Below are 18,690 nucleotides of genomic sequence, written 5' to 3'. Positions count from 1 at the left end.
GCTCCTTATTAAATGTTTTATGATAAGGAGCTTTTTTATGCGTCGGTTCATCTTTTTTATACTCTTCCTTCTTTCCGTCAGTATATTCTTTGCTGACACCTCGGGAATTCTTTCTACTGCAGAGATAGCACAATTGGTTGATATGCTTGATTCTGCAGGATTAACTTCTAATTCTTTAAAGTTTGAAAAGGACTGGGATTTAAGCACTAAATATAAATTAAACTGGCAGTTAAATCAATTACAGAATCCCTGGTTAGCTCTGGAAGACATACAGCATATTAAAGAATTGTGTGATTCCTCAGAAAGTGGTGAATTGGAACAATTGCTTCGTGAATTAGGAGGCATTGCTTTCAATCTCAATCCTTATCAATTTACTACGCTTTATCCCTCGGCTAAATCAGTTTATAATAGCCAGTTAAAAAAAGAAGTACAAAAGCCTGAAGATATATTTAAATGGCTGGATGCACATCTAAAGAATTTTAAAGAGGAATTTAATCAAGTTACACGCGATGTGAATAGAAACAGGCTTATGGAATTCCAAAGTTACTGGTTGTGGCAGTTCATTGAAGCAGAAGATACTCTTACCTATAAATCCTACTTTGCCCAAAAGAATCTTCCTGAATATAGCAAACTAAATATAGAGAAGCTGGAAAAGGAATTCTCCCGTTTGCATTTTGACCTGCTTTTACAATCTGGAATAAAATTTCTCGCTCTTTCTGACGCTTTAGCTGAACATTGCAACACCTTGAAGTTTAATAATAAAAGCCCCATCATTAAGCGAACAGATTCTGGTTATATGATTATTGGAACTAAGGCAGATGATGTCTATAAGGATAAAAAACTTTCTCCTATTTGTTTTTTGCTTGACCCAGCGGGAAATGACCGTTATGAAATTGAGCTTAAAACCAGTCTGGATAATCCCTTTTATATCTTTATTGACCTTCAAGGAAATGACCTGTATAGAAATCCTGATATTGCTTCTATGTTTTGCAGTGAATATGGTTTTGGTTATTCACTGGATTTAAGTGGAGATGATATTTATCAGACGGGCGATTTTTCTTTTGCTTCTTTTACAGGGATAAATCTTCATCAAGATAAATCTGGCGATGATTTCTATCAAAGTGGTCTATTCTCTCAGGGAGCAGCAATGTTTGGCTTGGCAGCTATAATTGATTTTGAAGGCAATGATAGCTATAAAGCCACTTGCATGGCACAAGGTTTCGGCAGCACTTATGGTACAGGTGCAATTCTGGATTTTTCCGGAGCAGATGTCTATTATCTGGGAGGAAAATATTTTCACGAACCGCTAATGCCTCTGGATTATCTAACCTTGGGACAAGGTATGGGTTTTGGTCTCCGTCCTGATATGGCAGGAGGGTTAGGTTTACTTTTTGATAGTAAGGGCAATGATAAATATCTGGGTGGAGTTTATGCTCAAGGTTCAGGTTACTGGTATGCAACAGGTCTATTGATTGATATATCTGGAAATGATGTCTATAATACAGTCTACTATCCTCAAGGTTCTGGTATTCATCTTGCCTGTGGTTTCTTACTTGATGAATCTGGCGATGATGCTTACTATAGTAGAAATGGACCTGGACAGGGTGCAGGTCACGATTGGGCTTTAGGTATCTTTATAGATAGTTCGGGAAATGATGCTTATTCCATTCCTGGTGGAAATGGTCTCGGATTAACTAATTCTGTGGGAATTTTTATTGATAAATGTGGTGATGACCGCTATGAACGGCAATATCCACAAAATTACGGCTATGCCAATTACTCTCGTAGCACTGGTGGAATAGGTCTATTTCTTGATGCAGGTGGAACTGATACCTATCCAGACACTCTAAAGGCTAATAATAGCAGCTGGTATAGTGGAACCTATGGTATAGGTCGGGATATAGAATTGAATAGAACAACTAAAACTGAAATAGAAAAGCTGTCTGAAGAAGCACCATTACCTAAAGAAACAGATAAAATAGAAGAAATATTTGCCGCTGCTTCAGAATGGGAAGTTGGTTCTGCCGTTAAAAGAGTTCAAAAAGGTCGTGAAATCTTGGTTCAACGAGCAGATGAAGCTATCCCCTTTATTATCTCTAATAAAATTAATACTCAATCTTCACTTGAATACCGTGCTCTGGAAACTCTGGCAGCTAAATCTCCAAAATTTATCCAGGAACTATATAAAGTGATAGATATAGAAGATAGTTTAGCAGCAAAGAATGCACTCTCTCTAATTGCTGAAACGGGAGATACCTTGCTCTTAGATTATGTTGAGAGACTTCTAAATCAGAAAAAATATGAAACTACCTGTATTTCCGTTTTGGGTGCTATAAATAGTGAAAAAAGTGTGAATCTGCTTAAAAACTATATCCATCATCCCAGTGAGAGATTTCGTTATCTTGCCGCCAGGTCCTTAAAACAGATTAAACATCCCTCTGCTCGGGAAGCATTAATGCTGATGAAAGACGACACTTCGTTCTTAGTTCAAGCTTTGCTTCGTAATCTCCCTCCAGAAATAAATTGATGATCAAGGAAAAAGAAGAATTCATTCAATTTTTGCAAGAACTTAAGCTTTCAGATATAGATACGATTATTTCCAGATTTGAAAAGTATTATCAGTTACTAATTGAATATAATCAACATATCAATTTGTTTTCTCGTGCCACTCCTGTTTCTAACCTGTGGACTCACCATTTTCTTGACAGTCTTCTTCCTTTAAAAGTTATTGATTTTTCAAATAAGAAAATAATGGATTTTGGTTCGGGTGGTGGTTTACCAGGAATTCCAGTTAAACTGGCGGTTCCTTCTTGCAAGATGGTGCTCATAGATTCTATTCATAAAAGAGTAAGAGCCACCAGTGAAATGATTCTTAAAATGGAGTTATCTGATTGTGAATCAATATGTAGTCGTCTGGAAGATTATGATACGGATGAAAAATTTGATTACCTGCTCTGCCGTGCGGTAAAAATGGAAAAACGCTACTTTGGACCAATAAAAAGATTGCTTAAACCAGAAGGAATGATGCTTCTTTATAAGGCTAAGGATTATAGTGATATAGCTGCCTTAAACCCGAGAGAGCTAATAAAAGAAGATTTATCCTATGGTAGACGTGTTATTTATGCTCTTGCACCATCTATGCTCAGATAATAAAAACTAAATATAATATACTATGGCTAAAATAATTACAATAGTTAACCAAAAGGGAGGAGTGGGAAAAACCACTACTGCCGTTAATCTTGCTGCTGGATTGGCAGTGCTGGAAAAAAAGACCTTACTGGTAGATTTTGATCCTCAGGGTAATGCCACCAGTGGAGTAGGTATAGATAAAGATAACCTTTCTTTGCAAATCTATGATGCTTTAATTGGTAAAGTCCCTATCACGGAGACAGTTCTTCCTACGGAAACAGATAATCTCTGGTGTGTCCCTGGAAACATAGACCTCACTGGAGCAGAAATTGAACTGGTTCATGAATTTGCCAGAGAACAAAAACTAAGAGAAGCCCTCCAACCTGTTTTAAATCAATACGAATATATCATCATAGATTGTCCTCCTTCTCTTGGACTTTTAACCGTAAATGCTTTAACCGCTGCAACAGACCTCTTAGTTCCTATCCAGTGTGAATATTATGCTTTGGAAGGCGTCAGTCAGCTACTTTCCACTATCCGATTGATTCAGAAAAATATAAATCCGAGTGTCAATATCATTGGCGTTCTTTTAACGATGTTTGACCGGAGAGTAAATCTTTCCTTACAAGTAGCCAAAGAGGTGCGACACTATTTTAAAGAGAAGGTTTTCCGCACAATTATTCCGCGTAACATCAAGCTAACCGAAGCTCCCAGTTTTGGTAAACCTATATTTTTATATGATATCCGCTCTCCTGGGGCTATGAGTTATCTCAATCTTGCCACCGAAATTATTGAAAGGACACAGGAATGAAAGAACATCTTGGACGAGGCTTAAGTGCTTTAATTCCCGATAAAGAGGAAAGAGAAGACCTCAAGGCTCATTTGAGTACCCTACCTATTGAGCGAATAAAGCGCAATCCCTTACAGCCAAGACTGGTGATAGACGATGAAAGCTTGATGGAACTGGCAGAATCTATTAAAGCTAATGGTATCATCCAGCCGATAATTGTGAATAAAACTGCCGGTTCAGATTATGAACTCATAGCTGGAGAACGCAGATTACAGGCAGCAAAACTGGCAGGACTGGACTCGGTTCCAGTAGTTATACGTAGTGTAGATAAAAAAGAACAGCTCCAACTTGCTATAGTGGAAAACATTCAGAGAAAAGATTTAGACCCTATAGAAGAAGCCCGTGCCTATCAAACTCTGGTAGAAGATTTCTCTCTCACTCATCAAGAAATAGCTCAAATTGTAGGTAAAGACCGTCCCACTATCTCTAATTGTATCAGATTGCTTAAACTACCAGTAGAAATCCAAGCTCTGGTCTCGGAAGGGAAACTTAGTTCAGGTCATGCACGTGCCATCTTAAGTATTGACCCTGAATATCAACTTTTATTTGCTCAACATATTATCAAGTATCATTTAACTGTTCGCCAGGCAGAAGAAAAAGCTAAGACTTTTGTGCCTCAACAGGAAAAGCCGAAATCTCAAGAAACCAATCCAGAGATATTGAAAAGTCTGGAAAAGGATTTACATAAAATTCTGGGGTTGAAAGTTAAAGTGAAAGAACGAGGTGGAAAGGGAAAAATTACCCTTGAATATTCTTCTCCAGAAGAACTTAAACATTTAAAAGAACTATTAAACACTCTCCGGAGGGATTGATATGCAGCGCATAATTGTCACGGGTGGTGCAGGTTTTATTGGTGCTAATTATATTCATCATCTATTTGAAAACCCAGATTTCATTGGTTATGTTCTCAATATAGATAAACTTACCTATGCGGGAAATCTGGAAAGTTTAAAGGACATTGAAAAGAAATATCCCAATCGCTATTTCTTTGAACAGGTTGATATCGCTGATACAGATAAAATAGCTTCTATCTTTGAACAATTTCAGCCAGACACTATCGTTAATTTTGCTGCTGAATCTCATGTAGATAGGTCTATTGATAGTCCTATGGAGTTTATAAATACAAACATTGTCGGAACTGCCGTGCTTTTGGAGAATGCTTTGCGTTACTGGCAAAAATTAGATAAAGAAACTCAGAAGAAATTCCGCTTCCATCATATTTCTACAGATGAAGTCTTTGGTTCTTTAGGAGAAGAAGGATTGTTCACAGAAAGCACTCCCTATGACCCTTCTTCACCCTATTCTGCTTCCAAAGCAAGTTCTGACCATCTGGTTAGAGCCTGGCACCGCACCTATGGACTTCCTGTTACTATTTCTAACTGTTCCAATAATTATGGACCTTATCAATTCCCAGAAAAACTTATTCCTCTGATGATTCTTAATTGTCTTGACCACAAACCTTTACCTGTTTATGGTCAGGGCTTAAATGTAAGAGATTGGCTGTATGTGCGAGACCATTGTGAAGCTATTAATTATATCATCCAACAGGGAACTCCAGGTCAAACTTATAATATCGGAGGACATAACGAGATGAGGAATATAGACATTGTAAACCTTATCTGTGAGCTTCTGGATGAACTGCATCCTTCATCTGAGTTGAAATCCTATAAACAATTGATAACTTATGTAACAGACCGCCCTGGACACGATTTACGTTATGCTATAGATTCAACTAAAATCCAGAAAGAATTAGGCTGGACTCCTAAAGAAACTTTTAATACTGGAATTCGTAAAACAGTTATCTGGTATCTGGAAAATCAAGACTGGTGGAAAAACATTCAAAATAAGAAATATCAACAACAAAGATTGGGACTGGGAAGAAATAATAAATCAACCATCTGAAATTCTCATTAAAGCTTTCTGGGTTCAGGCACTGTATTATTTTTTATATCTTCTCTGACTTTTTCCCAGACAGAATCCTTCCCGGAAAAATAATCTTCAGCTTTAATCTCTAACCAGACATCTGGATAAAGACTGTCTGAGGGATCTCTGGTATAATCCGGACGACGAAAATATTTATGAGAAACTCCACATGGAATAGCTGTATAGGGTAAAGTGAAGGATAAAATATCTCCAAAACAAGAAGGTTTCCCACCTGTGGGTGTTCCATAAATAGTGGCTAATCCATTATCCTGACACATAGTGGCAAACATTACGGCAGAACTAAAGGTTTTGTTTCCCGTTAGAATAATAATTTTCCCATCAAAAAGAGGAGTTAGCATATTAGTTTCTTTTAAAGAGCCTATTTGCTGATTACAATATTCTTCCGTTGATACTTTTTTTACTCCATTGTCCATATCTTTGATAACATAGGGCAAAATAAAATCTTCTATTTCTCTATTCAATTCTTCTGAAAGAATCTTTTTTATATCCTCTAAATCCATATCATAATCCTTAAACATCAATTCGCTGATACATAAATCACAGGTAAAGGTAGCTAAAGAATCTGGTAACTTACAATAGGAAAGAAGAATATCTCCCATTAAAGAATTACCACCAAAGTTATTTCGTAAATCAATGACCAGATTATGTAATTTAAGACTGTCAATGGTACTAAAAGTTTGAACTAAAAAAGACTTCCAGTTGGAAAACTCATCTTTGGAATTATCGCTCTTGGTATCTGAAAAGTGGTTAAACTGAAGATAATATATATCATCTGCAGTTAATGCTTTCCCCCAATAATTAACCATCTTATATTGTGTGAGATCGCTAAATGAAACTATACTCCAATTACAATTTTCTACTTCTTTCAGGATAAGTTCTTTTTTTTGTCCTTCTTTTTCTACCACCAAATGCAAATCATTATCCTCAACTGCCAGATCTAATAATTTTAGATTGGAAGAATAACGCATAACATCCCCGGCACACTCACGAAACCAATAGATATTTTCGCCTCCGCAGAGGGTCATCAAAGTAGACATAAACTCCTCTGCATCTTTCCCATTTATGCTGACTATTTTACTTCCTATATTATCAGCTAATTCTTTCATCGTTCCATTAATATACCAGCTATCATTCAACCAGCATACTGCAATAGGATAAAATAGAGTTTCCTTCTGGTAATAAAAAGGACCGGTATGAGCATCACCTAAAAGATGAGAAAACTGTTTTAATTTGGCTAAAAAATGGAGGGTATCTGTTTCCGTGGCTAATTCTTCTATTATAAGATTGACTTGCTTATTAAACTCTGGCTCGGGTAAATTGGCATAGATATTGGGATGCGATTCTCGCAAGGTCTTTTGAAAAAAGTCAAAGTCTTGTTGAAAGATGTTATATGAGAGCTCAGCAGATATAGATTCAGTGGTAGCATTAAGAATGCCGATAAAAAGAAATACTATCACTAACCACCAACATAATTGGATTTTCATAGTATGGATTAGTCCTTTAATTTTTTACAGTAGTTCTAAGTTCTTTTGATAAAGATAGATAATTTATCCTATCAATCAGGGATTACTTACCACATAGTTTGCTACGGCTATTTCACTTGGATTCCAGTTTTGCCTGAAAGCTCTGGCTTTAAGAGTTACTTCACCTGTTTGGGATATAGTAAATCCTTCTGAATAATGTATGGAATTCTGGGTAGGTTCTGTCCCATCAAGAGTGTAGTATATCTGTGCTTCATAAGTTGGGCATACAATAGTTATAATTGTTTCTGTAGTGATATTTCCACCTACTGGAGAAATAATAGGAGTTGCCACAGTATTATAATAAGATACAAAATATGTGGCAGTAGAAACATTACTGGGATCAAATCCTTCTTTATATGCTCTGGCTTTAATGGTGGCTGAATTAGCACCCTCTGGAAAGAAATTCGGAATAATTAGCGGTCTATCATATAAAACATCATTTTGCGTGGGATCAGAACCATTAACCGTATAATATATGGATGCTCCATACTCAGGACAGGTAATATAGATAGCTTGACCAGCTAAATAAGTCCCGCTTCCTGGATTAAATATCGGTGCATCCAGTTGAATTAGTTCTGTCGTTTTTTTAGAGCAAGATAACGAAAATAACACCAAGACTAATATAAGAATAAAGCGAGGATTCTTCATAATTCACCTCTTTCACTTTTTCATTTATCTCATAATAAAATTCTATTCTGTGCCATTCATTAAAGCAATTGCCCTTTATATCTATTCTTATCTTTCTGTCAATTTATTTTCTACCAGGTCTTTTCTCTCTATTGAAATAATCTTCCTTGACACATAAGGTAAAATCAATCCTTGAATAATAAATATTATGTCTAAGTTAGATAATAAAACCGTTTTCTACGATGTTTATTAAATATACTGATAACTTGAGGATTTATTATGGCAGTAACAAAATATGATGTTAAATGCTATGGATTTTTGTTGGATTATCTGGAAAAAAATGACCCAGCTGATGAAATTGAAGTTATATCTCGATTATCTTATGAAAAAGAATGGGATTCCATACCGCTTGAGCTAAAGCAAAAAATTCTTGAGATAGATAAAATCATCCTGGATAAATATGCTTCTAATTTCAATTATCTACTTTGGAAGAGGTTCATTCAAATTCTAAAAAGCCACCAATAAAGATATTTTACTACCTCCTTCCCTTAATTTTAAAATTTGAACTTTCTGCCTGATAACTTTTCTTCCCTTCATATTATGGAAGAGTTAATCAAAAATCCCTATCTTTATAATTTCAAATCTATTAGCTCATTAATGAATACACCTCTTCCTAATTGAGATTAAATTAATTTAAAATTTCTTTAATTTACTTTATGATAATTGGATAGAATTCTGACCAGGGATTTTTATAAAACCAAGATTCAAGTTTTAATAATATTATTTTTCATAACTTATAGATTATGAAACCCTGTAATTATAAATAGTTAAATGATTTAGCCACTTGACAAGAACTTCCACCTTAGAAAAGCTATCCACAGTAAAAATTAAAGGATGAGTTTGAAGTGAATGAAGTGGGAATTGAATGTGGAAAATGTGTGGATAACTAAATCTAAAGAAAACTACAAATTGAACTTAAATTATAGTTATCTTATTGATTAGCAATAAATAAAGAATCGGGTTTAGGCTGAGGACAAGCCTCTCCTGATTTTGTGGATAAATAAATTTTTTTAGCTTTAGGATGGTAAGATGGATCAGGATATTTGGCAGAATATTTTAGATAAGTTAGAGGAGAATATCAATCCACAGAGCTTTAGAACCTGGTTTTCTGAGACAAAGTTGGTGGATATTTCGGATAATGAACTTGTAGTCAAGGTTCCAACGCAATTTGCGGCAAATTATTTAAATCAAAACTATACTGATACTTTAGGAGAGATTGCTTATGCCTTGTATAAGCAACATTATAAGATAAAGTTTATTTCTCCTCCTCATTATGTGAAAAACAATCCTAATCAAACCGCTGGCTATTCGGATAATCGGGTTATGGTCAATACCAAGCTCAATGAACGTTTTAGTTTTGAAGAATTTGTGGTGGGACGAAACAATAATTTTGCCTATTCTGCTGCTAAAGCAGTAGCTGAAGCTCCAGGATACACCTATAATCCTCTTTTTATTTATGGAGAAAGTGGAATGGGGAAAACGCATTTAATGCAAGCCGTAGGAAATTATGTTGTAAAAGAGGGACGTAATTGTTCTATCTATTACACCACCAGTGAAGAATTTACAAATGAGATGATAGAATCTATTCGTGCCAACAAGATGCCTGAATTTCGTTCCAAATACCGTAAAGTAGATTTACTTCTTGTTGATGATGTGCATTTTCTTTCCAAAAAAGAAGGTACTCAAGAGGAATTTTTCCACACTTTTAATGCTCTATTTGACAATCGTAAACAGATAGTTTTAACCTCTGACCGTCCTCCAAAAGATATACCAGATTTAGAAAAAAGACTGGTAACCAGGTTTGAAAGTGGTCTACTTTGCGATTTGAAGAATCCTGATTTTGAAACTCGGGTGGCTATCCTTCATAAAAAAGCAGAACCGGAAAATATTGTTCTCCGTGATGAGGTGTTCTCTTTCATTGCTGAATCCATTACTTCCAGTGTCCGTGCTCTGGAAGGTTCTCTAATCCGTATTTTAGCCTATGCATCTTACAATAATCATAATCCTGAAGAATTAGATGTGGAAACAGTCCGTTCTATTCTTAGCGATATGATATCTGAACAACATAAAAAAATCACACTTGATACCATTACCCAAGAAGTCTGTCTGGCTTATAATATTACAATGCCACAAATTGTTGATAAAACCAGAAGACAGCAAATTTCTTATCCACGGCAAATTGCTATGTATCTGGCAAATCTGCTCATACCACAGCTCTCTCTAAAAGAGATTGCAGAGTATTATAAAAGAAAAGACCATACCACAGTTATTCATGCTAAAAGAATGATTGAAAACCGCTTTCGTGAAGATATAAATTTCCGGTCCCATATTGAGCAACTAATCAAAAATATAAAGTCATAACCTTAAAATTATGTGGATAAGTGGATAATTCCGGTGGATTAATGTGGATAAGCTAGTATATAAGATATGTCTTACCTGGCAGAGTGGAAAAAACTTAACTTTGTATGAACTTACCCACTACTTATCCCCAAAAAATCTCTAAAGATATTATGCTTTATTTCAATAAGATAAAAAAAGACTTGACCCTTTATCCACTTATTCACATTGCCTACTTAAACTACTATAAAAGAAAATCTATTTTAATAAATTAGGTAATATATGAAAACTATTCATCTTCAGAAAATGAGATTACTCCTCGTAGCAACCTTATTTCTGGCAATTATATTGGGAGGTTGCATTAATGACCCTAATCCAACCGGAAATAACTGGTCTAATGTAAGACCTATGTCTTTTACTACACCTTTAGATATAGTAGCTGGCTACAGTTTTCCTGGTAGTGGTTCTATAAAAGGAACAGAAACCAGTTTAGTCTGTGGAAATTATAATGGTATAGAATCCGTAGCTTTTGTGCGTTTTACAGGTTTACCTTCCGTGGGAACATTTCATATACCAGAAGCTTACCAGGATTCTACCTATCTTAATCTCGTGCTTACGAGAAAATTTTCAGAATCTCGTAATCCTGTTGAAGTTATGATTTATAAACTAAATCAAAGCTGGGCAGCAGATAGCACTAATCTTATCCAGGATTCCAATTTAAGTTTAATTACTCCTCAATCATATACTATCACTGATTCTATTAGCTCAGCTGGAACTCAAATTAAAATACCTATTCCTGTAGCAGCTTTAGAACAATGGACTTCTGAAGCTGATTCTCTGGGATTGACTCTGGCTATAAAAACTGGAGAAAATTCATATATAGAATTTAAATCATTGGAATCAGGTTCTGGACCAAAACTCCATTTTCTTTATAGAACCACAGGTGAGAATCCTACAGAAAAGAAATATGAACAATACTGCAACAAGGATAGTTATCGGATAGATGAAGAAACTGCACCTATAATAACCAATCAATGGATATTAAGCAATATACCACCTTCCAGAATATATTTATACTTCCCTATGAACTTTTCTTTATTTCAAGATACAGAGGGAAATCCACTTAATGAGATTCAACTTAAGAGAACTACTATCAATCATGCAGAACTTATCTTGTATGTTAAAGAAAATCCCTATTATGGAACCTCTACTCAATACAGATTAAGAGCTGATAGAGTGAATGATTCACTGGATATAAATACTGCTGTAGCTGTCTTAGATGAACAGGTTGCTTCTGGGATTATCACTCAATCTTATATCCGAGGAGATAGTTTAGTAGTTAATGTAACTCCTTTAATTCAAGCTTATACTTCTGGAGATAAAATGAATTATGGAATTGTTATCCGTTCTATGCAAGAATTAATTAACTACGGAAAGATAGAATTATGGCATTTCAATGATAGTAGCACTCCTGCAGAAAAACAGCCTAAACTAAGAGTTACTTACACTCCACCCTTTCTCTAAAGTATGAAAAGATTTTTAATTGCAGCAATAATGGTATTTATCCTCTGCTCAAGTTGTGAATTAAAAAAAGAAAAGGAAGAATTCACTCCACTGGCAGAAGTTAATGGAGAAGTTCTTACTTTAGAAGCATTTCGTTCTCTTTACACAGATGAACAATGGAATAAATTAAGTGAAACTCAAAAAAGAAAAGAGATAGAAAACTGGGTTAATCTTACCATTCTGGCTCAAGAAGCGGATAAAGAAAAAATTAGTGAAGAAAATGCAACAAAACTGCGTATAGATTATGCCGTAAAGAAAGTTAAAGCTAATGCTTTGCTTGCCCGAAAACTGGCTAATTTAACTATCAGTGAAGAAGAAATGTTTAATTATTATCGCTTACATCAAGCTGATTTTACTAAAAAACTGATGGAATATAACATTCAAAGGATACTCTGCCCAGATGAAAATGCTGCAAAAAACCTGTTAACTAAAATTAAAACCGGTGAATACGATTTTAATCTCGCAGTTTTAGAAAACTCTTTAGAAGAATTAAAATATAAACAAGGAAGAATGGGATTTGTCTCTGCTAATAGTCCTGATTCACTGTTCTGGAAAGCAGCGCATAAGCTTAAAATTAACGAACCAGGCATAGTTACTGTTAATGGAAAAACTTATATCATTCGCTACACTGAACAAAGAGAAGGAACGCAAGAAGCCACTTTTGTAGACTATCGTAATGAAATCTATGAACTACTGCTAAAAGAAAAAAAACAACAAGTCTACAACGATTTAGTACGTGAACTCAAAATGAAAAATAACAATATCTACTACTATTACTAATCTCTATAATAAAAAGGAATATAATGAAAAAATTAATCCTTATACTACTAACTTCATTCCTCATCTTCTCACTTTCAGCTGAGCTGGTTGACCGTATTGTCGCAAAAGTGGGATCAGATATTATCCTATTAAGTGATGTTTATAAAATGATGTATCAGATGCAACTGGCTGGGATACCAAAAGAACAGATTTCTATGGATATGGCTTTACGTGAAATAATTGAACAAAAGGTTATCTCTCAAAAAGCTAAAGAATTAAACATCAAAGTTGATGACGATAAAATTAAAAGATATGCTCAAAACTATCTTCAGGAATTAAAATCTCAATATCCTTCTCCTCAAGAGTTCCAAGCTGCATTAGCGCAAGAAAATCTCACTGAAGCTGAATTATTAGAATACTTCATTGAAGAAATTAAAAATAATGCTATGACTCAGCAATTGATAGACTTATATGTGAGCTCACAGGTATCGGTTACGGAAGATGAGATGCGTGAATTCTATAATACAACTAAGGACTCAATGGCTGTGAAACCTACCACCTGGGAAACAGGAATGATAAAGTATAAAATTACTGCAAGTAAAGCCACTGAAGATTCTGTGTATAAGCAAATGCAGGACATTAAAAAGAGATTAGATGCAGGAGCAGATTTTGCTACTTTAGCCAGGGAGGTTAGTGAATGCCCAAGTAAAGTTAGAGGCGGTGATTTAGGCTATTTCAGCAGGGGTATGATGCTAAAACCTATAGAAGATGCAGCTTTCTCTATGGATATAGGAGAAATATCTGGGATAATCCGAAGTGAAAATGGCTATCATATTCTGAAACTTACTGATAAAAGAAGAGATGAGGTGCGAGCCAGTCATATCCTCAAATTGGTTCAACCTACAAAATCTGATACCTTAGCTGCCTATGCCATTATGGAAAGAATTCGTGAACTTTATGAAAGTGGACAAAGTTCTTTCTCAGACCTTGCCTTACAGTATTCTACTGACCCTGATGTTACCAAAAACAAAGGCATTATAGGAGAGCTTACAGAAAATGAATTTCCTGAACCCTTTAAAAACTACATTCTTTCTACTCCGGTGGGGAAAATGACCCCTGTCCTGGAAAAAGACGGAACCCTGTATATTTTTGTCCGGCTTAAAGAAATTCCTCCTCGTGTTTTCACCTATGATGAAGTTAAAGATAAACTTTACACTTATCTTTACCAGTATAAGTTACAATCTGCTTATAATAAATGGATAGATAAATTAATAAAAGAAACTTATGTTGAAATACTTGAAAAATGAAATCTAAATCTCTATCTGTAGAGACCTTCCTGGCTTCAGTTTTCGGAGTTGGATTTATTCCTTATGCTCCCGGAACCTATGGCTCTATTGTAGCAGCAGCTATCTATCTCTTGCTTCCTCAAATGCTATTTTCCGGTAAAGGATGGCTCTGGTATACTGGATTTCTTGTCATCTTGATTGCTTTAGCTGTATGGTTAAGTTCTAAAGCAGAAAAAAAGCTTGGACCTGATGCACCTCAAATAGTGATTGACGAGGTATGCGGATTTTTTCTAAGTGTATTACTATTACCGAAATCATTTCTAATGGCTGTATATGCTCTTGTTATTTTTAGGGCTTTGGATATTGCCAAGCCCTTTCCCATAAAGATTTCACAAAAACTGCCCAGGGGTTGGGGTATTGTTATAGATGACCTCATTGCAGGAGTCTATACTAATATCCTGATTCATTTCATAAAACTTATAGCGCCAAAATTCTTTGGCTAAAAAGGAGAAAAAAATGATATATACTCTACTTCAAGCTGCTACTAACAGCGCACAAGCAAAACAGAGTTCCGGAGCAAGCGGAATGAGCACTCTAATTATTCTAATTCTGCTATTTGTAGTGATGTATTTTCTGATGATTATGCCGCAACAAAAAAAGCAAAAAGAGCTGCAAAAAATGCTGGATAGTTTGAAAGAAAATGACAAAGTTGTTACCACTTCCGGAATTTATGGTCGTATCGTTTCTATCAAACCAGACAAGAATACCGTTGTCTTGGAAATAGATGATAACAACCATGTTAGAATTGAAATCCAGAAGGGTGCAATTGCCAGTATAGTTAGCTCTGCTGAAAAAGCTAATGCCTAATATATCTAATGTCGCGTAAACCTAAGTTATTACCAATCCATATTTATGGTGATAAGGTCCTCAGACTTAAGTCCGAAGAAGTGCAAAAAATTGATGAAAACTTATTGCAATTTGCTGAGGACCTTATCGCTACAATGTATCAATGGGATGGAGTTGGACTTTCTGCACCTCAAGTTGGCGTTAGCAAAAGAATTATCGTGATTGATCCTCAAATAAAGGATAACCCTAAAAAACACTCTCCGATGGTTATGATTAACCCTGTTATTGAAGAAAGTAGTGGTGAAACTGAAACCGAAGAAGGGTGCATCAGTATTCCTGATATCTATGCTAAAGTGGTTAGACCTTCAAATATAACCGTCTCTTATACAGATTTACAAAATGAACGACACAGAATTAATCTTTCTGGATATGCAGCCGTTATCGTTCAGCATGAATATGACCATCTGGAAGGAATCCTGTTTATTGACCATCTAAGTACTATTGCCAGGTTGAAAATAAGAAATAAATTGAAAGAATTGCAGAAAAATACGGTGGATGGGATTAATATCCGTTGTGAAGAATAGAAGAGGCTAATATCCGATGAAAATTGTCTTTGCTGGTAGCTCTGAATTTGGCATTCCTGCTTTAAAAAAACTAAAAGAAAAACATCAATTACTTCTAATTATCAGCCAACCAGATAGACCCGCAGGACGAAACCAAAGAATTAAACCCTGTCCTATAGCACGTTTTGCACGGGAACAAGGCTGGGAATTGTATCAACCGGAAAACATCAATTCTCCTGAAAGTGTGGATAAAATTAGCAAGTTATATCCTGAACTTCTGGTCACTGCTTCCTATGCCTCTTTAATAAAAAAAGAACTTAGACAGATTCCTACTTTTGGAGCGATTAATCTTCATCCATCTTTACTTCCTAAATATCGTGGTCCTACTCCTATTCAAACTGCCCTTCTTAATGGAGACCATAAAACAGGAACCACTATTTTCAGGTTAACTTCTCGTCTTGACGCAGGTCCTATCTTAGCCCAAAGAGAATTGGTTATCCTACCAGAAGATAACTATGGTTCCTTAAAAGAAAAACTGGCTAATATCTCTGCTGAGCTATTGATTGAAATAATTCCTGCTATTAAAGATAATAGTCTAACAGAACGACCTCAAGACGAAAATCTGGCTTCTTATACCCATAAATTTAGTAAAAAAGATTTATGGATAAACTGGGATAATAAAATTAAAAATATCTTTAACCAGATACGTGCCTTTTCTCCTTCACCAGGTGCAAGAACATCTATACATAATACTAACCTTAAAATCCTTCAAGCTGAGATTTATGACTCATCAAAAAATGATAAGCCCGGAACTATTGCAGGATTTATTAAAAATAAAGGTATATTAGTTAATTGCCAGGATGGACAACTTTTAATCACCAGAATACAGGCTGAAGGTAAAAAAGTTATGTCTGCCTGGGCTTTTCAATTGGGAGCAAGACTTTCTGCGGGGGAAAGCTTTGTCCCATTTAATCAAATCTTTATGGAAAATTCTTTTAGGGAGGAATTATGAAAGACCAGGACCTTTACCTCTCAGTTATAAAGTTTCCCGCTTTTGTAAGCATCAGTCTATTAATTATTAGTGCTGTCTTTCTTATTATATTGTTCAATGTGTTTGCTCAACCTTTACTGGCTAATTGGGTTAGAATTTTGTTTATTATACTATTAGCAATACTCATTTTCGTCGTATTAGGCTGGATGATTACCCTTTTCTCTACTCATACCAGATTAAAACCAAAATGGCTGCAAAAGCTTAGTAAATGGATGCTTTTTAACATTTATTATCCCTTAGCTAAAGGTTTAGCTCATATCACATTCTCATCTAAAAAGAATCTGATTGAATCGTTCTTATACTTCAATAATGAAATAGTTCTAACTGACCAAAAAGATATCCGAAACACAAATATTCTCGTTCTGCTACCTCATTGTCTTCAGAAAGAAGATTGCACTATTCGCATTACTAATGATATCATAAAATGTGAAGAATGCGGAGGCTGTGATATAGCTAAAATTAAGAAGCTTATAACAGAACATAATGTTGATGCAGCAGTGGCTACAGGAGGTTTTTTAGAACATAAAATGATAGAAGAAAAGAAACCTGAAGTTATTGTTGCCATTGCTACTGCTAAAGAACTGGTGAATAGCCTGAGAGACAACTGGAATTATCCCGTTTATGCAGTATTAAATGAACAATCTACGACTTCCAATGAAAAAAATCCGGTAAATATATCTTTCATTGCATTTGCCATTAAACAGTTTAAATAGGAAGACCTATGAAAACCTCTCGCATTATTATTATTGCTTTAGTGGTCCTTATTCTTAATGCTGGCATCACTTTAGTTCTCATAAATCAGAAAGAAGCTAAAACTCCTGCTACTACTACAACTATGGTAAACCCTTCACATAATCAACGCCATAATGAGATTACTTCTGCAGTTCAAGCAGTTGAACCTGCTGTTGTTAGCGTTAATGTGACAAAAACGCAGTTAGTGAGACCAGGTTTTGGGTTCAGCATCTTTGATTTCTTTGGAGATATTCCTATTCAGAGACAGGTGGTAAGTATAGGAAGTGGTGTTATCTATGATGCAAATGGTTATATTATTACCAATGCTCATGTAATAGAAGGTGCAACCGAAATCAAAGTTGTGCTCCCAGATAAGCGAGAATTTATTGCTAATGTAGTTGGTGTAGATAACACTTACGATGTGGCTAAATTGAAAATAGATGGCAATAATTTTCCTTATGCCAAACTCGGAACCGCCAAAGAATTACTTATTGGTGAATGGGCTATTGCCTTGGGAAATCCTTATGGATTTATGATGAGTGACCCCAAACCATCGGTTTCAGTTGGTGTTATTTCTGCTCTAAATAGAAGTTTCCAGCCTCAGGATGGTCATAGATACATAAATATGATTCAGACTGATGCTGCTATCAATCCTGGTAATAGCGGTGGTCCACTGGTAAATGTTAAAGGTGAAGTTATTGGCATTAATACCTTTATCGTTTCTGGAACAGGAGATAATGTCGGACTTGGATTCGCTATACCCATAGATAGAGTTAAATCTATAATCAAAATCCTATAACTGGATAGCTTCTTTCTAAAATTTACTTAAACTGAATTAGTTCATAACTCAGTAGTAAGAAACTCAATTAAATTTGCGCAAGCAAGAAAAATATTTTTCTTGTCAGGATAATAATTTCACATATTATATCTTTAAGCTCACGGGAAAATGAGATGTCCACTGCTACTGAAAAGTAGGGGAGGAAAGTCCGGACACCAAAGGGCAGGATACTTCCTAACAGGAAGCTGCAGTAATGCAGAGCGAGCTCCACAGAAATAAACCGCCTGAAATAGTTATTTTATAAATATCTATTTCAGGTAAGGGTGAAATGGTGGTGTAAGAGACCACCGGAAATCCTGGTGACAGGATTTGCCAGGAAAGCCTTATCCGGTGCAATGCCAAATAGGGAAGCCAAGAAGTGTTGCCCGCACGATTATGGCTTCCGGGTAGGCAGCTAAAGTCCATTCGTGAGAATGGATGTAGAGGAATGGACATCAACCTCCTGATAGAAGGAGGTACAGAATCCGGCTTATTATTTTCCCGTGAGTTTTCCTCTTTTTAAATTAATATCTTTCCCTAAACCATACTACCAACTGTAAAGCAAATCCTACCTTCTTTAGAACCAATAGCTTATGCAATATA

General features: G+C 35.5%; 18 protein-coding genes and 1 other RNA gene. 17 read left to right on the top strand and 2 right to left on the bottom strand.

The window, feature by feature from the left end:
• The first annotated feature begins 37 nt into the window (after positions 1-37).
• The 5 genes from E0946_RS00315 to rfbB are packed head-to-tail and all read left to right on the top strand — an operon-like array spanning position 38 to position 5,881.
• Positions 38-2,527, top strand: coding sequence for a HEAT repeat domain-containing protein (locus tag E0946_RS00315; RefSeq protein WP_133200478.1), 2,490 nt, complete (start codon positions 38-40; stop codon positions 2,525-2,527).
• On the top strand, positions 2,527-3,150 hold the full coding sequence (gene rsmG / locus E0946_RS00310; RefSeq protein WP_133200477.1) for a 16S rRNA (guanine(527)-N(7))-methyltransferase RsmG: 624 nt from the start codon (positions 2,527-2,529) through the stop codon (positions 3,148-3,150). Before E0946_RS00315 ends, rsmG begins: the two co-directional genes overlap by 1 nt.
• 22 nt (positions 3,151-3,172) lie before the next feature.
• Positions 3,173-3,940: a ParA family protein gene (locus E0946_RS00305; RefSeq protein ID WP_133200476.1), complete on the top strand. Its 768-nt coding sequence runs from the start codon at positions 3,173-3,175 to the stop codon at positions 3,938-3,940.
• The gene (locus tag E0946_RS00300; protein ID WP_133200475.1) at positions 3,937-4,791 is read left to right on the top strand and encodes a ParB/RepB/Spo0J family partition protein; all 855 of its coding nucleotides are present in this window, start codon (positions 3,937-3,939) and stop codon (positions 4,789-4,791) included. Before E0946_RS00305 ends, E0946_RS00300 begins: the two co-directional genes overlap by 4 nt.
• A gap of 1 nt (position 4,792) precedes the next feature.
• Positions 4,793-5,881, top strand: coding sequence for a dTDP-glucose 4,6-dehydratase (gene rfbB / locus E0946_RS00295; RefSeq protein ID WP_133200474.1), 1,089 nt, complete (start codon positions 4,793-4,795; stop codon positions 5,879-5,881).
• Between the two features lie 8 nt (positions 5,882-5,889).
• Here the strand turns inward: rfbB and E0946_RS00290 are convergent, their stop codons facing one another.
• Positions 5,890-7,407: a S41 family peptidase gene (locus E0946_RS00290; protein WP_133200473.1), complete on the bottom strand. Its 1,518-nt coding sequence runs from the start codon at positions 7,405-7,407 to the stop codon at positions 5,890-5,892.
• A 75-nt stretch (positions 7,408-7,482) separates the two neighbouring features.
• Positions 7,483-8,094 (bottom strand): chitobiase/beta-hexosaminidase C-terminal domain-containing protein, encoded by a 612-nt coding sequence (locus E0946_RS00285; protein ID WP_133200472.1) that lies wholly within the window; start codon positions 8,092-8,094, stop codon positions 7,483-7,485.
• A 258-nt stretch (positions 8,095-8,352) separates the two neighbouring features.
• Here E0946_RS00285 and E0946_RS00280 point away from each other — a divergent pair, with 258 nt between their 5' ends.
• From E0946_RS00280 to rnpB, 12 genes are all read left to right on the top strand, one after another.
• A complete protein-coding gene (locus E0946_RS00280) occupies positions 8,353-8,598 on the top strand; it encodes a hypothetical protein (protein WP_133200471.1) in 246 nt (81 codons plus the stop codon).
• Positions 8,599-9,162: 564 nt separating this feature from the next.
• The gene (dnaA, locus tag E0946_RS00275; protein WP_133200470.1) at positions 9,163-10,494 is read left to right on the top strand and encodes a chromosomal replication initiator protein DnaA; all 1,332 of its coding nucleotides are present in this window, start codon (positions 9,163-9,165) and stop codon (positions 10,492-10,494) included.
• 258 nt (positions 10,495-10,752) lie between these two features.
• Positions 10,753-11,994 (top strand): hypothetical protein, encoded by a 1,242-nt coding sequence (locus tag E0946_RS00270; RefSeq protein ID WP_133200469.1) that lies wholly within the window; start codon positions 10,753-10,755, stop codon positions 11,992-11,994.
• A 3-nt stretch (positions 11,995-11,997) separates the two neighbouring features.
• On the top strand, positions 11,998-12,813 hold the full coding sequence (locus E0946_RS00265) for a peptidyl-prolyl cis-trans isomerase (protein WP_133200468.1): 816 nt from the start codon (positions 11,998-12,000) through the stop codon (positions 12,811-12,813).
• Between the two features lie 23 nt (positions 12,814-12,836).
• Positions 12,837-14,099: a peptidylprolyl isomerase gene (locus E0946_RS00260; RefSeq protein ID WP_133200467.1), complete on the top strand. Its 1,263-nt coding sequence runs from the start codon at positions 12,837-12,839 to the stop codon at positions 14,097-14,099.
• Positions 14,096-14,581, top strand: coding sequence for a phosphatidylglycerophosphatase A family protein (locus E0946_RS00255; protein WP_133200466.1), 486 nt, complete (start codon positions 14,096-14,098; stop codon positions 14,579-14,581). Before E0946_RS00260 ends, E0946_RS00255 begins: the two co-directional genes overlap by 4 nt.
• A gap of 13 nt (positions 14,582-14,594) precedes the next feature.
• Entirely contained in the window at positions 14,595-14,945 is a 351-nt protein-coding gene (gene yajC, locus E0946_RS00250; RefSeq protein WP_133200465.1) for a preprotein translocase subunit YajC, read from the top strand.
• An 8-nt stretch (positions 14,946-14,953) separates the two neighbouring features.
• Positions 14,954-15,508, top strand: coding sequence for a peptide deformylase (def, locus tag E0946_RS00245; RefSeq protein WP_133200464.1), 555 nt, complete (start codon positions 14,954-14,956; stop codon positions 15,506-15,508).
• A gap of 16 nt (positions 15,509-15,524) precedes the next feature.
• Positions 15,525-16,499 (top strand): methionyl-tRNA formyltransferase, encoded by a 975-nt coding sequence (gene fmt / locus E0946_RS00240; protein ID WP_133200463.1) that lies wholly within the window; start codon positions 15,525-15,527, stop codon positions 16,497-16,499.
• Complete coding sequence (locus E0946_RS00235; protein ID WP_133200462.1) at positions 16,496-17,251, top strand: DUF116 domain-containing protein; 756 nt, start codon at positions 16,496-16,498, stop codon at positions 17,249-17,251. Before fmt ends, E0946_RS00235 begins: the two co-directional genes overlap by 4 nt.
• Positions 17,252-17,259: 8 nt before the next feature.
• Positions 17,260-18,069, top strand: a complete 810-nt coding sequence (locus E0946_RS00230) for a S1C family serine protease (RefSeq protein ID WP_133200461.1) — start codon at positions 17,260-17,262, stop codon at positions 18,067-18,069.
• A 140-nt stretch (positions 18,070-18,209) separates the two neighbouring features.
• Positions 18,210-18,595: RNase P RNA component class A (gene rnpB, locus E0946_RS00225), an RNA gene on the top strand.
• Positions 18,596-18,690: the final 95 nt, after the last annotated feature.

It is taken from the genome of Candidatus Syntrophosphaera thermopropionivorans, assembly GCF_004353895.1.
GTDB classification, from domain to species: domain Bacteria; phylum Cloacimonadota; class Cloacimonadia; order Cloacimonadales; family Cloacimonadaceae; genus Syntrophosphaera; species Syntrophosphaera thermopropionivorans.
The sequence above is the reverse complement of the archived record's forward strand: the minus strand, read 5'-3'. Positions and strand labels throughout refer to the sequence as shown.

Coding starts and splice junctions, on each gene's coding strand:
- yajC (WP_133200465.1), top strand. CDS start 14,595: ATGATATATACTCTACTTCAAGCTGCTACTAACAGCGCACAAGCAAAA.
- E0946_RS00255 (WP_133200466.1), top strand. CDS start 14,096: ATGAAATCTAAATCTCTATCTGTAGAGACCTTCCTGGCTTCAGTTTTC.
- E0946_RS00230 (WP_133200461.1), top strand. CDS start 17,260: ATGAAAACCTCTCGCATTATTATTATTGCTTTAGTGGTCCTTATTCTT.
- E0946_RS00285 (WP_133200472.1), bottom strand. CDS start 8,094: ATGAAGAATCCTCGCTTTATTCTTATATTAGTCTTGGTGTTATTTTCG.
- E0946_RS00270 (WP_133200469.1), top strand. CDS start 10,753: ATGAAAACTATTCATCTTCAGAAAATGAGATTACTCCTCGTAGCAACC.
- E0946_RS00290 (WP_133200473.1), bottom strand. CDS start 7,407: ATGAAAATCCAATTATGTTGGTGGTTAGTGATAGTATTTCTTTTTATC.
- rfbB (WP_133200474.1), top strand. CDS start 4,793: ATGCAGCGCATAATTGTCACGGGTGGTGCAGGTTTTATTGGTGCTAAT.
- E0946_RS00300 (WP_133200475.1), top strand. CDS start 3,937: ATGAAAGAACATCTTGGACGAGGCTTAAGTGCTTTAATTCCCGATAAA.
- E0946_RS00235 (WP_133200462.1), top strand. CDS start 16,496: ATGAAAGACCAGGACCTTTACCTCTCAGTTATAAAGTTTCCCGCTTTT.
- def (WP_133200464.1), top strand. CDS start 14,954: ATGTCGCGTAAACCTAAGTTATTACCAATCCATATTTATGGTGATAAG.
- dnaA (WP_133200470.1), top strand. CDS start 9,163: ATGGATCAGGATATTTGGCAGAATATTTTAGATAAGTTAGAGGAGAAT.
- E0946_RS00260 (WP_133200467.1), top strand. CDS start 12,837: ATGAAAAAATTAATCCTTATACTACTAACTTCATTCCTCATCTTCTCA.
- rsmG (WP_133200477.1), top strand. CDS start 2,527: ATGATCAAGGAAAAAGAAGAATTCATTCAATTTTTGCAAGAACTTAAG.
- E0946_RS00280 (WP_133200471.1), top strand. CDS start 8,353: ATGGCAGTAACAAAATATGATGTTAAATGCTATGGATTTTTGTTGGAT.
- E0946_RS00315 (WP_133200478.1), top strand. CDS start 38: ATGCGTCGGTTCATCTTTTTTATACTCTTCCTTCTTTCCGTCAGTATA.
- E0946_RS00265 (WP_133200468.1), top strand. CDS start 11,998: ATGAAAAGATTTTTAATTGCAGCAATAATGGTATTTATCCTCTGCTCA.
- fmt (WP_133200463.1), top strand. CDS start 15,525: ATGAAAATTGTCTTTGCTGGTAGCTCTGAATTTGGCATTCCTGCTTTA.
- E0946_RS00305 (WP_133200476.1), top strand. CDS start 3,173: ATGGCTAAAATAATTACAATAGTTAACCAAAAGGGAGGAGTGGGAAAA.